Origin of the sequence: Pontibacter locisalis (assembly GCF_042684605.1) — a bacterium.
In the GTDB taxonomy this organism is placed as follows: domain Bacteria; phylum Bacteroidota; class Bacteroidia; order Cytophagales; family Hymenobacteraceae; genus Pontibacter; species Pontibacter locisalis.
This window is the reverse complement of record NZ_JBHULU010000003.1, coordinates 80573-96117: the sequence shown is the minus strand read 5'-3', so window position 1 is coordinate 96117 and position 15545 is coordinate 80573. Positions and strand designations below refer to the sequence as shown.

Genomic DNA, 15545 nt, shown 5'->3' with positions numbered 1-15545 from the left:
GATGCTGCGTACTTTATTTGCTATACTCTACCTGTGCTTTTTTGCCACAGCTGTGCAGGCCTTACCTTGTACTGATCCTGTTGTTGTTATAGGAGGGATAACTTTTGCAGGTAACGAAACTACCAAGAACCAGGTAATGCTGCAGGAGTTTACTTTTACCGCTGGAGATTCAGTTTCGAGTGACCAACTGGAGGAGCTGCTGGAAGAAAACAGGAAGCGCCTCTTTAATCTTCGTTTGTTCCATCATGTAAACTATACTTACACCTGCAACAACGGGCTTGTGCTGGTGCAGTATGAGGTACAGGAGCGTTTTTACCTTTATCCAATTCCCATCCTTGATTTTGCAGAACGTAATTTTAATGCATGGCTGGAGAGAAAGGACTGGAGCCGGATTGATTATGGGATAAACCTGGTACGGAAAAATTTCAGGGGCAGAAATGAAGATGTGCGCCTTCGCATACAGCAAGGTTTTAACAAGCGCCTGGAGTTATCATACAGGGTGCCATACATCATCCGGAAGTATAATTTAGGCGCAGAGGTTGCTGTGGCAGACTACAGAAGTCGCGTTACCAGTTATACCAACCTGAACAACAGGCAGCGCTTTGTTGAGCAGGAAGAAGTACTGCCGATACAGAGAACTTCTATAGCGGCGGGTATTATACACCGGCAGAGCGTACAGCGGCAGGAGGGATTGAGGCTTTCCTATCACAACGAGCAGATTTCTGATTCGGTGTTCCGGCTTAACCCCGAATACTACACCAGTGCCACAACTGAACGGCAGTACATGCGGCTCGAGTTGTACAAGGTGGTGAACCTGCGCAATAATTTTATATACCCATTGTCGGGTAGTTATTTCGAAGCCGGGGTAGCGCAGTCTTTTTTCCTGAAGGATACCGGTACAAATTTCACCACTGCAAGGGCCAAGTATGTAAACTACCTGAAGCTGTCTGAAAAGTATTTTTATTCAGCAGGGGTGGAAGGGCAGCTGCGTTTGGCCGGAGACTATGCCTTTGCAGATAATATAGCGCTTGGCTATCGTTCTTATGTGAGAGGATATGAGCTTTATATAATAGGTGGGCAACATTATGGTCTCTTTAAACAGGGTATTACCCGCCAGCTGCTTGACATTAAAAGTATTAAGCTTAAATTTATAGATAGTCCCAAGTTTAACAACATTCCACTAACTGTTTACCTGAATGCTTTTACAGATGCAGGCTACGTTGTGGATGATTATTTTAAGGAGGGTAACTCCCTTACAAACCGCTTTTTGGCAGGCACCGGGATAGGCCTGCATGCTGTTACTTTCTATGATCTTGTGTTCCGGCTGGAGTACACTCTGAACCGGGAAGGTGATCGTGGCTTTTACTTTAGTGGGAGAATTCCCTTTTAACGCGAACGAATTATGAGAATAGCTATACTAGGTAAGCCTTTCAGCGACAACATAGCACCCTTTATTCAGATGCTGTTCGATGAGCTGAAGCGACGTAAGGCAGAACTGTTCATGGTAGAGCACTTTCAGTTGTACTTAAAGAACACGCTTAACCTGCCTACCGGGATACAGACATTCAATCGTGGGGATAAGCTGGAAGACGTAGACATCGTGCTTAGCATCGGAGGTGATGGGACCTTGCTGGATTCTGTAACTTATGTGGGAGCGCAGGAAATTCCCATACTTGGTATAAATACCGGGCGCCTGGGCTTTCTGGCCACTATACCTTACGATAGCATTAACATAGCGCTGGATGCCATTTACAAAGGACACTATACCCTGGATGATCGAGCCCTGATACGCGTAGACTCTGACCAGGAGATATTTGATGGTATAAATTTCGGGTTGAATGAGTTTAGTGTACTGAAGCGGGATACCTCTGCCATGATCGTGGTACACACCTATATAGATGGCGAATACCTCAACTCCTACTGGGCCGATGGATTGGTAGTAGCTACACCTACAGGCTCCACCGGATATTCCTTAAGTTGCGGCGGCCCCCTAGTGCTCCCGCAAACCAACAATTTTGTTATCTCGCCCGTATGCCCGCATAATCTGAACGTGCGGCCAATGATCGTGTCTGACCGGAGCGTTATCTCTTTCGAGGTAGAAGGTCGAAGCAGTGGCTATCTTGCCTCCCTTGACTCCAGGTCTACTCCAGTAGATATGTCTGTTCAGCTGGCAGTGAGGCGGGAGAACTTTTCTGCCCGGCTTGTTAAGCTACATCATGTTAATTTCCTGACAACACTCCGGAGCAAATTGAACTGGGGACTGGATAAAAGAAATATTCTTCTAAGGTGATTCATATTAAACATACCTAATATTATTTCTTTTACAGGCATAAATTTTTATTTTTGCTTAACACTTAATAAGTTGGAGATAGTTTGCTCCATTAGTCTCCATTCTTCAGATTTGCTTTATTTATGAAAGGTATTTGTGCCCTGGGTTTGCTGTTTGTTCTCACCATGACTTTATTCGTCACTGATGCAGAAGCACAGCTTTTTACGATGAGGAAAAGGTATGGATCTGTGGGTCTTAGTTTAGGGGCCATGAATTACTTCGGAGACATAGTGCCGGAGCCAGACTTTACAAGTTTCCGCTTCAAGTCTACCCGCCCGAATGTGGGCATCAACTACACACGTAGGTACAGACCCCGTATTTCAGGGAAAGTAGCTTTCCATTGGGGGCGCATTATGGGCGATGATATGCTGAGTGCCTCTGTGAATGAAGCGGAGAATATGGGGCGCTTTGGGCGTAACCTGTCTTTCCGTAACGACATTAAGGAGCTAAGCCTGATGGCGATGATAGACCTGTTTGAAAACCGTCAGACGTATCAGCGTCGCCCGGACTTTGTACCCTACATGTTTTTTGGAATAGCGGTTTTTCACCACAATCCGAAGGCTTACTATGAAAACGGCAGTTTTCCTGGCATCACTCCCGAGGATGACATTCCTACTGGTTGGTACGAGTTACAGCCACTGGGAACCGAAGGTCAATACGTAGAGGGCGGCGATTATCCTGAGCCTTATAAAAAGATAGGGATTGCCATACCATTTGGCTTAGGTGTGAGGTATAAAGTTGACAGGAACTGGGATTTAAGTATAGAATTAGGTTGGAGAAAAACCTTTACAGATTATTTAGACGACGCTAGCTCTGGCTATGCTTTCAAGAATGAAATACTGGCAGGTGGTGGCAGTAACCCTAAGGCAGCAGCTCTGCTTTCTGACCGAAGTGCTATGAGTGGTTTTGGAACAACCCCTGACCCAAGCGGTACCCCTTACTCCATCATTACCTTTCCGGATGACTATGGAACTCCTAATAATCAGCGGCGAGGCAACAGATCAGACGACGATTGGTACATTACAACCAGTTTAACCATCCATTATATTCTTAATCCTGGGGTTAGAAGTCCAAAGTTTAGATAATAGAAGCACGGAAGCATCGTTATTTTCTAAACTTCGTTAGAGACCTACATGAATCTGAAAATACTCAAACAAGTATTCCTGAATTCTCTTTTACAGGTAACAGGATTACTTCTTTTCACCCTTCCTGCTTTTGCTCAGACTGACAATGTTTCTACAAGTGAAATAGGTGTAGGTATTGGTGGCGTTAACTATAAAGGTGAGCTGGCTCCTTCTTATCGGTTTCTGAATAACCAGCCAGCTATAACAGCCTTCTTTCGAAAGGATATTTCACAGCCAATTACGCTTAGGGGAGCATTGCTGTTCAGTCACCGCATCATTGATGACAATACTTTTAGCGATGAAGCTTTCGACCTGCCGTTGCACAACTTCCGCCAGGCTGAAGCTGCTGTTACCTTGGCAGAGGTATCAGCCGTGGCCGAGTACAACTTCCTGGACTACTATGACCTGAGTCAGAAAATACGTTTTTCTCCTTACTTCTTTGGCGGGGTTTCAGGTATAATCTACAACGTTCAGTTGTCTACTGATAACGTTGCCCTGGAAGAGCAGCTGGATAAACCCAAGGATACCAACTTTGCAATAGCCATTCCATTTGGCGTAGGCGTAAAGTATGCTTTGAGCAAGTACTGGAACCTCGGGCTTGAGTTTGGTGCTCGAAAGCTATTTACAGACCAAGTTGATGATCTCTTCGAAAAAGATGGCAAAAGACTGGCCAATCCTTATGATAATGACTGGTTGTTCTACAATGGTATAAGCATCTCTTATACTATTTATACAACAAATTGTCCCTCTCCCTACAAAAAGAAGCCCGGTATACTAGATTAGAACATTAAACTTTCACAAATTTGTCTTGCTTTTAGTAACTTGCAAGGAAATTGTGTTTTAATGAATCTTAAAGAGAAAGTAGATTTAGACAATTTACCTAAGCACATTGCCGTTATTATGGACGGAAATGGGCGTTGGGCAAAGCAAAGGGGTGGTCTGCGCATATTTGGTCATCAAAGTGCCATTACGGCTGTGCGCGAAACAGTGGAGAGTGCAGCAGAACTGGGAGTACAGTATTTAACTCTGTACGCTTTCTCTACAGAGAACTGGAAAAGACCTGCCGTAGAGGTGTCTGCTCTGATGCAGCTGCTTGTTTCTACAATCCGGAAAGAAACAGCCACACTTAATAAAAACAACATCCGCTTACAGACTATAGGAAATACTGACAGCTTACCAGCCTCCTGCCAGCGAGAACTTTACGAAGCAATTGAGCTTACGAAACAGAATACCCGCATGACACTGGTGCTCGCGCTTAGCTACAGTGGCCGTTGGGATATAACGCAAGCCATGCAACGATTGGCGCATGAGGTGGGTCAGGGTAATATAAAGGAAGATGCTATAAATGAGGCTGCTGTTGAACAGTACCTTTCAACAGCAGGCATGCCAGACCCTGAGCTACTTATACGCACAAGCGGAGAACAGCGAATAAGCAATTTCCTGCTGTGGCAATTAGCTTATACTGAATTATATATAACAGAGTTGCTCTGGCCTGATTTCAGGAAAGAACACTTATATGAAGCAATTATTTCTTACCAACGCCGTGAGCGCAGGTTCGGAAAAACCAGTGAACAACTAACCAAGTGAAAATATTAATGACAAGATGCATCTGGGTGCTTGTGTTTCTGTTTATTACAGGCACAGCTTCGTCTCAAGTTCAAACTAGCCCGTCGCAAACACAATCCATCGATTACGCTCAACCACAACAGTATAAGATTGGAGGTATTACTGTTAGTGGAGCAAACTTTCTGGATCCTACAGCAATCATTTCAGTATCCGGCTTAAAGGTTGGCGATGAGATCACTGTACCCGGAGAAGATATCAGCCGTGCCATACAAAAGCTATGGGAGCAGGGTATCCTGGGAGACGTGGAAGTTTTCATTACAAAGATAGAGGGCGATCGCATTTGGTTAAACTTCAGCCTAAAGGAACGCCCACGCTTAGCTGACTACAGCTTCTCAGGCATAGGTAAATCACAGGCTGATGCATTGAAGGGTAAAGTGCCTCTGCAAAAAGGTAAAATCGTTACAGATGCAGTTCTGAATAGCACGCGAAACGCGATCAGAAAATACTATAACGAGAAGAGCTACCTTAATGCAAAGGTAAACATCAAGCAAAGCCCTTCTACTACTTTACCAAATAGTGTTGTCCTGGATATCACTGTAGATAAAGGAGATAAGGTAAAGATCGGTGACATTGAGTTCGTTGGTAACGAGGCATTTTCTGACAAGAAGCTGCAGCGCCAGTTGAAAAAGACAAAGGAGAAGCGTTTCTATAAGATCTTTACCTCGTCCAAGTTTCAGAAGGATGAATTCGAGAATGATAAAGAAGCGCTGATCAGCTTTTATAATTCAGAAGGATACAGAGACGCTACCATTGTATCCGATTCTATATACAGAATCAGCGATGACAGGCTTGGTATCAAAATCACAGTGGATGAAGGCAACAGGTATTACTACCGTAATATTACCTGGAACGGTAATTACATATACGATGATGCATACCTGAGCCGAGTACTGGGAATTGAAAAAGGAGATGTGTATAACCAGCAGGAACTGGAGAAGCGTCTTACCTATAATCCAACAGGAGGTATAGATGTTTCTGCGCTTTACCAGAACGATGGTTATTTGTTCTCTAACATAGAACCTGTTGAGGTTGCCATTGTAGGTGATTCAATCGACCTGGAAATGCGTGTGACCGAAGGTCCGCAGGCTACTATCAATAAAGTAACTGTTTCCGGAAACGACAAGACAAGTGATCATGTTATTCTTCGTGAGCTGCGTACACTGCCAGGGCAGAAGTACAGCCGCGATGACCTTATCCGTTCAAGAAATGAATTAGCTGCACTTGGTTACTTCGACCCTGAGCAAATCGGACTTGCGCCGGTTCCAAATCCTGCAGACGGTACAGTAGATATTAACTATAGTGTAGTAGAACGACCAAATGACCAGATCAGTTTGTCTGGTGGTTGGGGTGGCCCTATCGGTGCCGTAGGTACAGTGGGCCTCACGTTAAACAACTTCTCCACACGTAAGCTGTTCAACTTGTCAGAGTGGAGACCAATCCCTAGTGGTGACGGACAGCGTCTGTCACTGAACGTACAGGCTAACGGTAAGTACTTTCAGTCTTATTCGCTTTCATTTACTGAGCCATGGTTAGGCGGCCGTAAGCGTAATTCATTTACAGTAAGTTTATTTAAAACGGTTAGAAGGATTCCTAACTCTGAGTTAGATCAGCGCCTGAACGTTGACGGAGCCTCTATTAGCCTTGGGCGACGCTTAAACTGGCCGGATGATTACTTCTACATGAACCACTCGCTGTCTTACAACCGCTACAAGCTTAATAATTATCAGCTTTTCCAGGGGTTTGACAATGGTGTTTCTAATAGTATCTCTTTTGTAAACACAGTTGGACGTAGCAGCATTGATAATCCGACCTATCCACGTAGAGGTTCTCAGATTTCCTTAAGTGTTAATTTAACTCCTCCATACTCCCTTCTTTCAGATAGAAAAGATCAGTATGAATACATTGAATTCAACAAATGGATGTTTGATGCCTCTTACTTTATAAATCTGGCAGGGAATTTGGTATTGAATGCAAGAGCACACTTTGGATTCTTAGGCACTTATAGTTCAGACGAAGAAATAGGTCCTTTCGAAAGATTTAAACTAGGTGGCTCCGGTCTTGGAGGTGCTAACATTTTTGTAGGAACAGAGTTTATTGGCTTGCGTGGTTATGATGATGAAAGCGTTGTAAACAATGACAACCCAACTTTGCGCTCCGCAGGTGGTGTTGCATATGATAAATTTGTGTTAGAGGCCAGATACCTGATATCTCCTAACCCGGCTGCAACAATTTATGGTCTGGCGTTTGTGGAGGCTGGTAATAACTTTGGCTCTTACGAAAGATTCAACCCGTTCAAGCTTTACCGCTCTACGGGTGTTGGTGCCAGAATATTTATGGCAGCATTTGGTATGCTGGGCTTCGATTACGGCTGGAGACTTGACACGTTACCTGGTGGCGAGAATGATAAGCGTGGAATGTTCCACTTTATCATCGGCCAGCAGATACGATAACAGGAAGGAATTTGTATGAAGAAGTTTTTGTTCATCTTTTTAGCAGGCTTTTTGCTTACGCATGTTTCGCAAGCACAGAAGTTTGGCTATATTGATTCAAATTACATTTTGAGTAAGATGCCTGCTTACAATAAGGTACAGCAGGAGATGGACAAATATGCCGGTGCCTGGCAAAAAGAAATAGAGCAACTCCAGCAGCAGGTAGATAAGTTAAAGCAAGACTACAAAGCTGAAGAGGTTCTCCTGACAGAGGAGATGAAAAAGAAGCGTCAAACAGAAGTAGCTAAGAAGGAAGCTGAACTAAGAGATTACCAGCAAAAGATCTTTGGCTATGAGGGCATAATGTTTAAGCGACGGCAAGAACTGATGCGCCCTATACAGGATGAAGTGTTTACAGCCGTGGAAAAAGTATCTAAAGCTAAAGGACTTCAGATAATGTTTGACAAATCCGGGGATTTGGTAATGATTTATACTAACCCAGTGCATGATTATACGGAATATGTGCTGGAAGAACTTGGGTTAGCGTCTGACAGGCAAAACTCTCCAGGCAATGTACCTGCGAATGGTGTAGTGGATGATCCAAATAATTTACCTGAAACAGAAACAGGAGATCAGCAGGAAAAAGCTAAACCAGTAACAAAAAAGAAGTCAAAAAACTAAAGTCTGAATTATATTAATTAACCAACCAATGATGAACAAAATCAAAACATTAGTAGTAGCGTTTTTACTTGTAAGCTTCGCATCATTTGCGCAGAGTAATGATCAGCCATTAAAAATTGGTTATACTAACGTAGAATACATCCTGTTGCAATTGCCAGAGAGCAAGCAAATTGAGTCTGATCTTAAAACGCATAGCACACAGCTTGAGAACCAGCTAAAAAACAAATATGCTGAATACGAGACTAAGCTGCAGGCGTATGAAAAAGGTGCCGCTACTATGGATAAGGTAGTACGCGAGGACAAAGAGAAAGAACTGATGAACCTGAATAACTCTATCCAGGAGTTCCAGCGTAGTGCTCAGGCTTCTCTTCAGCAAAAAGAAAAATCTTTAGTTGATCCAGTGATCACTAAAATCGACAAAGCAATCAAAGAAGTAGCGAAAGAGAATGGCTACACCTATGTAATCAGCAATCAGGCTTTGCTTGCTGGTCCAGAGGATGGTGATATCTCTCCGCTTGTTTTAAGGAAGCTTGGAGTAGATCCAGCTAAAGTTCAGCAGACGCCAGAGCCGGCTGCCGCTAAGCCAGCTGCAACACAAACAAAGCCTGCTGCTACTTCTAACAAGAAGAAAAAGAATTAAAAGAACTTAAATCTATAGTTTGGGAAAGCCGATGTATTCTACTTCGGCTTTCTTTTTTGTTATATATACTAGTAAACAGAAAATACACCTGTGGCTTATTATATAGATAAACAAGAAACATCAGAAGACTCGGATGAGCTATACGAGCACCATAGAATTGTGGTAGATGCTAAGCAATCCTTGCTGCGGATAGATAAGTTCCTGATGGATCGCTTGCCAAATGTTACTCGTAACAAACTTCAGGGAGCTATAAAATCGGAGGCTGTACAGGTAAACCAAAAGCCGGTAAAGGTAAGCTATAAGGTAAAGCCGCATGATGTAATAACCATAACGCTTGCTGAGCCTCCACGCGATACGGATATTGTGCCGGAAAATATTCCTTTGGATATTCTTTATGAGGATGATGAACTGCTGCTAGTGAATAAACCTGCAGGCATGGTGGTACATCCTGCTTACAACAACTGGGACGGTACCCTTGTTAATGCCTTGGTTTACCATTTGCAAAATCTCCCTACCTCGCGCAACGGAGAAGGAAGGCCAGGCTTAGTACACCGCATAGATAAAGATACTTCAGGTTTGTTAGTGATAGCCAAGACTGATTATAGTATGGCTTATCTCGCCAAGCAATTCTTTGATCACTCCATAGAGCGTACCTATTATGCATTAGTATGGGGTGATGTTAAGGCGGATTCGGGTACCATTACAGGCCACGTGGGCCGCAGTGCAAAAGATAGAAAGGTGATGACCGTATATCCGGAAGGAGAGTATGGGAAGCATGCCGTAACGCATTACAAAGTTTTGCGCAGGTTTAAATACGTAACACTTGTTCAATGTAATCTAGAAACAGGGCGCACACACCAGATCAGGGCACACATGAAGTATATTGGTCACCCGCTGTTTTCTGATGCTACCTATGGTGGTGATAAGGTTTTATCAGGAACACCTAACGGTTCCTATAAATCATTTGTGGAGAATGCCTTTAAGATTATGCCACGACAGGCGCTTCATGCTAAGTCTTTAGGTTTTGTACATCCTGTTACAAAAGAATTGATGCAGTTCGAGACTGACCTCCCACAGGACTTTCAGGCAGTGCTGGAAAAGTGGAATCTTTACGAGGAATAAGATTAGAAATAATTTTTTAGATAAGACTGGTTGCTGTACTGCCTTCAAGTTCATTTCTTCCTATAAAAAGAGAGCCTGCTCCATATGGAGCAGGCTCTCTTTTTATAGGAAGAAATAATTATTACTTCTTTTTCTTAGCAGATTTATTAATTTCAGTTAATGCTGCCTCTGCCTGTGCATTTGTAGGATCTAGGTCCTTTACACGCTGGTAGTGCTGCACAGCAAGGTCTCTGTTACCTTGAAGATAGTTATAGTAACCCAGGTAAGTATTAGCCTCAATTAGCTCTTTCTTATACTTCTCTACTTCATTGCTAGTTCTCTTGATGAACTCTTCGTACATCCCTTTTGCCAAACCTTTCTCAGTTTCCGGATCTTGGCTTGCCTGTGCACGTGCTCTCCAGATATAACCATACGCGTAGTCTGGATTGGATTCTGTGATTTTTGCGAAGGTTTCATCAGCTTTTTTGAAGTCACCAGCCAACATATAAGCATTACCCATATGGAAGTAATCTGTATTTGATGCACCAAGCTTATCCTGCTTCATCTTATACACTTCAATGGCCTTATCATACTGCTCTGCGCGGGCATAAGCGTTAGCAAGATCGTAGTATAAATCAGCGTTTGAAGAATCTTTCTTGATAGCTATTTCTAGGTTCGCAATAGCTTTTTCTGGCAGATTGTTCTTGCTGTAGATCTTTCCGAAATATGCATAATCTTCAGCAATCAGCTTGTTTGGATCAACGTTCTTCAGGTAAGTATTCATTGCCTCCATGGCTTTCTCTGGCTTACCTAATTCAAGATATGAATAAGCTCTTAAACGGTTCATAACCGTATTAGAAGCATCTTTCATTAGTACTTGATCAACTTCCTTTAAAGCTTGCTCATAGTTCTTTGTTAGAAACAGGAAAGAAGCATATTTAGCTTTCGTTTCAGGAGTATTCTCTGCCATATCTACATACTTCTGGAAAGTAGACAAAGCTCTGTCGTACTGTCCTGCGAAATAGTAAAGTTCACCAAGGTCACGATAAGCTGGAGCGTAGTTAGGATCAATCTCTATAGCTCTTTTAAAAGCTTCTTCCGCTTCATTATAATTACGTGAACTTGTGTAAAGCTGACCTCTGCGCAAATACGCTTTCGCATAACGATCATCTAGCTGAATAGCTCTGTCATAGCTTGTCATTGCTTCGCCACCTTTCTTCAATGAAAGATAAGCATCTCCAAGAATCAAGTTAGCTACAGCATTGTTCTTGTCTCTGTCTACAGCTTGCTTCAGGTAATCAATACCTTTGTTGATTTCTGCTTCTGTAGCATTAGGAGCGTTAACATAAGCATCACCTATCATCGTTAACACATAAGAATCTTTCTTACCTCTGCCCTTCAACGCCTGGCTGAAATAGTCTTCCGCTTTAGCCTTATTACCTTTTTCCAGCTCTACTTTTCCTAAACCAACATAGTTGATGTAAGATCTTTTGTTTTTAGCAATTCCCTGGTTAAAATAGTAAGCCGCAGAGTCTAACTGTTCTGTTTTAAGATAAATATCTCCCATCGCAAAGTATGCATTGTCAGCATCCTTGCTATTCATCTGTGACTTATAAATTGATTTAGCTTCTTCATAGCGCTCTAAGTCAACGGCTCTTTGTCCCTGATTACCGGATTGTGCAAAAGCTGCTGTGGCAGGGAAGGCTGCCGCCATTAGAACAATATACTTCCAGTTATTCGTCATTGTATTTAAGTTTAGTTGTTTGTTTCTGTTTATCTTGAATTTTGTGGGATTAATTTCCCAGTCCTACTACGCGTACTGGCATTGTGGCAGGTACAAGTCCGGATTTAAGAATAATCCGTTGCCCTTTATCCCCTGCAACAAATGATGCAAAACCTGTGCCAAGTCCTGTACGTCCCTCAGTACTAATAATATACAGGTATCTGCGTAGAGGGTATACGCCTTGTGCTATATATGCCTGATAAGGCTGATAGTATTCTTCTGTAGACTGTGGGTTAGGATCTGGGCTTATTCCTACTACCTTTATCCTCTTCTGAAAATCTACTACGGTTGAGTCATCAAAATCACTTATCCAGTTCACACCGATAACTCCTATCGCATTATCATTTTTAGCAACATAATCAATTAGTGCCTCATGCGAATTTGCAGCAAAGGTATTTTGCGGGAGTTTCTGATCTGTAGTCAGTGAATCTCTGACATAACGTGCCGTGCTTGAATTATTGTTATCAAAAACTATAGTAATATCGCCCAGCTTAGAGTCTGCATCCAGGTCTTTCCATTGCTTAGCCTGGCCGGTAAAAACTTTCTTCAACTCCTCCATTGTAAGCAGAGTATCTTTGTTGTTTCTGTTTACGATCAAAGCAATCGCATCTATGGCTATTTTTGTAGAACGGGGTATGATTTTCTTCTGATCAAAAACAGCTTTTTCATTCTCACTCAATTCTCTTGATAACACAGCCACCCTCGTGCTGTCATTCAAAAGATCCTTGATCACTTCCCCTTCTGGTTTATAAGCCGCATCTATGTCTGCATACTTATAAATTCCCTCAAAGGTATCTACTTCACTTTCTATGATAGGCTTGAAAGTCTCATCTACGCTGATGTTTATATTACCTGTTGTTGGTGTATCTAGCTGCTCACCGGAATTGTCACCGCAAGAGATTAAGCCTGACATGGCCAAGCATGCTACAAAAGTTGCAATTCTAGTCTTCATCTATTCTGTTTTTAGACCGCTTGTTTAACTGGTATACTCTAATGAACCTTGCGGCACCGTACAATATCAAAATGCCACCCAACACAATCCTTACTTCATCTGGCAGATTAAGGTTTAGTTGTCCTTCATCTATAAATATGAGAAACAAACCCAATGCCACATATAGAAGGGTCATTAATAAAGTGAAGATACGAACGAACTTCTGAGCCGGGTTTTTTCGTGTGGGTCTATCTCTTCGAGGTTTTAGCATCGGTAAGGTTAGCTAAATTTTTGTTGTTTAACCCTTAAAAATAACTTTTGTGTCTTTAAAAAGAAAGTAGAAGTAAACAAATCGTGTGTTTACTTCTACTTTTACCCGTTTATCAAGCTATTTTATGCTAAACCGGATAGGAAGAGTGTATCGGACGGCGACTGCTCTTCCGTTTTGTTTGCCTGGCTTCCAGGATGGCATGCCTTTCACAACCCGTAGTGCCTCTTCGTCTGTTCCATGGCCCAGGCCTTTCAATACTTTAGCCTCCTTTATTTCACCGGTCTCAGATACAATAAAAGAGACTACTACTAATCCTTCTATACCTATGCGCTGTGCAGCAGACGGATAAACTATTTTTTTGCTGATATATTTTAACATCGCTTTTTCTCCACCCTCAAATTCCGGCATTTGCTCCGCATAAATGAATACTTTTGGGTTTGATTCTTCACCATTACCACCTATTCCCGTCGGGGGAGTATCAGCTACTTTTACATCTGGTATAGAAGGTGGTATACCTTCGATTCTTTCTGTTCCGAAATTCACCTTTGTCAAATCTTTAACATCTGCCAACTCTTTTGTTTCTACCTTCGCGTCATCTCTCACTACTTTTGTCTCCGCATAAATTTCTGTTTTTACCTTCTGTTCTTTTTGCTTTACTGCCACTTCTTCAGTTTTTGGTTTTTCCATTTCAATAGGTGGAGTAGGAGGAATAACAAATACAGTTGTAGAGTCGGGTTTCTCTAATGCTGTCACTTTCTTTCCTGGTGGAGTTTTGAAAGCATTTTGTACCAAAGGTGCCGCCAGCATTGTTGTGAAAATAGCTGTAGCTACAAAAATGGCTATAACTATGTGTTTCTCATAAATGCGTCGTAAGTAGTAAGCTCCATAAATTTTATTCCTGTTCTTAAAGATCACCTCGTTAAAGGTTGCACTTAAATAGTAGCTCTTTTTCATTTCCATTAGATTTAAGGTTACACTTCATTTAGCTGTCAGCGCTGACTTGTCCGGCTTATTTATTGCCGCTTTTTTATTTGACAATTCTACGCCCCTAAAGCCCCTAAATCTGCTTTATTCCGGAAATGAGGAACATCATATCTGGATTTGAGAAGTATTTCTTACTTCTACTTCATCTTTATTGCTCATCCAGTTCAAATGTTGAACCTTTAGTTTTCATGTTTTGATATCCCACAGGAGAGGAATTTTGCAAGTACCTATAAAACAAGAAGGGCCAGCTGTTTTAGCTGGCCCTTCTTGTTTTATAGGTACTTGCGTACTTACTTAATCGTAAATCTAACTGGAAGCGTGTAACGAACTGGTACTGCTCTACCGTTCTGCTTTCCTGGAGTCCACTTAGGCATTGTTTTCACAACGCGCATTGCTTCTTCATCTGTACCAGCTCCCAGATTTTTGATAACCTGAATTTCAGATATCTCACCTGTTTTGCCAACTACGAATGAAAGAACTACCAGACCTTCTACTCCTGCACGCTGTGCTGCTGCCGGGTATCGGATGTTCTTCGCCAGATACTTAAGCATTTCAGTTTCACCTCCAGGGAATGTTGGCATTTGCTCTACGTATGTATAAGGCTTCTCCTCAACAACTTCAGCAACAACATTGCTTGTTCCGTCAATATCACCAAGGTCAAGTGGTGCATTTGCAACACCCTCCACTGTTTTAGTACCAGCGTCAATTTCTTCTAGTACCTCCACATCTGGAATCTCTTCCTCTTCTACAACCTCGTTATCACGCTTTACCACTGGCGGAGTGTATTTCACACTTGCACGCACTGGTGGCGGTGGCGGTGGTAGATCAGGCGGCGGCGGCGGTGGCGGCGGCGTTGCCTCATCAATTGGAGGTGGCTGGGCCAGTTCTACTTCAGTTACAATACGCTCTACTACAACTTCCTCTTCTTCGCCTGCTATCATTCTTTGGATCAGTGGAATACTGATAAAAAGGAAAAATAACACTGTAGCGATAAGAGCAGCCTTTACGACGTGCTTACTGTAAACTTTGCGAAGTAGGTAGGCACCGTATGCTTTATTTCGTCCTTCAAAGACGATATCGTCAAGCGATGCTTTTGATAACTTACTTGCGTCCATTTCTTATTGTCCGGTTTTTTGCTGAATAAGTTGTTTGTCGTTGTCAGACATATCCACAAGGGCAAACTTTCTTGTATCAGTGATTTTCAATTCATCTAAGATGTCTACGACATTCTTGTAGCGCGATGCTTCCATTGGCTTGATCATCACAGTCATTTTTTCATTTGACTTTATACGTGGTGAAAGAAGCACTTTACGGATACCTGAGGCAGAATAATCTGATTCAACTACCTCTGGGTTTTCCGCTGGATCACCAAGACCAAAGTAATAAAACAACCTGTCGTTCTCACCAAGAATGATAGTCATCGCATTACTCGCCTTAAGCGCAATCTGCTCTTCTTCAGTTTCAGGCTTTACCGGCATCTGAATTTCCATCGTCTGCGGTTTGCTGAACGTTGTTGTTAGCATGAAGAATGTCAACAAAAGGAAGGCAAGGTCTACCATTGGTGTCATGTCCAGGTGGACAGACATCTTTTTGGATCTTTTCTTACCACCTTTACCGGAGTCGGCTTTTTCTTGTACTTCTGCCAT

Annotated in this window: 15 protein-coding genes; 9 read left to right on the top strand and 6 right to left on the bottom strand. The window is 42.5% G+C overall.

Features of this window, described 5'->3' with window-relative positions; all coding sequences use genetic code 11:
• Window position 1: 1 nt before the first annotated feature.
• The 9 genes from ACFSRY_RS02650 (at window position 2) to ACFSRY_RS02610 (ending at window position 9951) form a co-directional block, all read left to right on the top strand.
• Complete coding sequence (locus ACFSRY_RS02650) at window positions 2-1390, top strand: BamA/TamA family outer membrane protein (protein WP_377503188.1); 1389 nt, start codon at window positions 2-4, stop codon at window positions 1388-1390.
• 12 nt (window positions 1391-1402) lie between these two features.
• A complete protein-coding gene (locus tag ACFSRY_RS02645; protein WP_377503186.1) occupies window positions 1403-2290 on the top strand; it encodes an NAD kinase in 888 nt (295 codons plus the stop codon).
• A 164-nt stretch (window positions 2291-2454) separates the two neighbouring features.
• Window positions 2455-3414, top strand: a complete 960-nt coding sequence (locus ACFSRY_RS02640) for a DUF6089 family protein (RefSeq protein ID WP_377503183.1) — start codon at window positions 2455-2457, stop codon at window positions 3412-3414.
• A 48-nt stretch (window positions 3415-3462) separates the two neighbouring features.
• Window positions 3463-4236 carry a type IX secretion system protein PorG gene (gene porG / locus ACFSRY_RS02635; RefSeq protein ID WP_377503181.1) on the top strand — a complete coding sequence of 258 codons (774 nt, stop codon included), beginning with the start codon at window positions 3463-3465 and terminating at the stop codon, window positions 4234-4236.
• A 60-nt stretch (window positions 4237-4296) separates the two neighbouring features.
• Window positions 4297-5040 (top strand): isoprenyl transferase, encoded by a 744-nt coding sequence (locus ACFSRY_RS02630; protein ID WP_377503179.1) that lies wholly within the window; start codon window positions 4297-4299, stop codon window positions 5038-5040.
• 8 nt (window positions 5041-5048) lie between these two features.
• Window positions 5049-7529, top strand: a complete 2481-nt coding sequence (bamA, locus tag ACFSRY_RS02625; protein WP_377503177.1) for an outer membrane protein assembly factor BamA — start codon at window positions 5049-5051, stop codon at window positions 7527-7529.
• Window positions 7530-7544: 15 nt separating this feature from the next.
• Window positions 7545-8189 carry an OmpH family outer membrane protein gene (locus ACFSRY_RS02620; protein ID WP_377503175.1) on the top strand — a complete coding sequence of 215 codons (645 nt, stop codon included), beginning with the start codon at window positions 7545-7547 and terminating at the stop codon, window positions 8187-8189.
• 28 nt (window positions 8190-8217) lie between these two features.
• A complete protein-coding gene (locus ACFSRY_RS02615; RefSeq protein WP_377503173.1) occupies window positions 8218-8829 on the top strand; it encodes an OmpH family outer membrane protein in 612 nt (203 codons plus the stop codon).
• A 90-nt stretch (window positions 8830-8919) separates the two neighbouring features.
• A complete protein-coding gene (locus ACFSRY_RS02610) occupies window positions 8920-9951 on the top strand; it encodes an RluA family pseudouridine synthase (RefSeq protein ID WP_377503171.1) in 1032 nt (343 codons plus the stop codon).
• 121 nt (window positions 9952-10072) lie between these two features.
• On the opposite strand, the gene ACFSRY_RS02605 is transcribed toward ACFSRY_RS02610, so the two are convergent.
• From ACFSRY_RS02605 to ACFSRY_RS02580, 6 genes are all read right to left on the bottom strand, one after another.
• Window positions 10073-11674 carry a tetratricopeptide repeat protein gene (locus ACFSRY_RS02605; protein ID WP_377503169.1) on the bottom strand — a complete coding sequence of 534 codons (1602 nt, stop codon included), beginning with the start codon at window positions 11672-11674 and terminating at the stop codon, window positions 10073-10075.
• Window positions 11675-11723: 49 nt separating this feature from the next.
• Entirely contained in the window at window positions 11724-12665 is a 942-nt protein-coding gene (locus ACFSRY_RS02600; RefSeq protein ID WP_377503167.1) for a PstS family phosphate ABC transporter substrate-binding protein, read from the bottom strand.
• On the bottom strand, window positions 12655-12915 hold the full coding sequence (locus ACFSRY_RS02595) for a hypothetical protein (protein WP_377503165.1): 261 nt from the start codon (window positions 12913-12915) through the stop codon (window positions 12655-12657). Before ACFSRY_RS02595 ends, ACFSRY_RS02600 begins: the two co-directional genes overlap by 11 nt.
• A gap of 117 nt (window positions 12916-13032) precedes the next feature.
• Window positions 13033-13869: an energy transducer TonB gene (locus ACFSRY_RS02590; protein WP_377503163.1), complete on the bottom strand. Its 837-nt coding sequence runs from the start codon at window positions 13867-13869 to the stop codon at window positions 13033-13035.
• A gap of 320 nt (window positions 13870-14189) precedes the next feature.
• Window positions 14190-15014: an energy transducer TonB gene (locus tag ACFSRY_RS02585; protein ID WP_377503161.1), complete on the bottom strand. Its 825-nt coding sequence runs from the start codon at window positions 15012-15014 to the stop codon at window positions 14190-14192.
• 3 nt (window positions 15015-15017) lie between these two features.
• Window positions 15018-15545 (bottom strand): ExbD/TolR family protein, encoded by a 528-nt coding sequence (locus ACFSRY_RS02580; RefSeq protein WP_377503159.1) that lies wholly within the window; start codon window positions 15543-15545, stop codon window positions 15018-15020.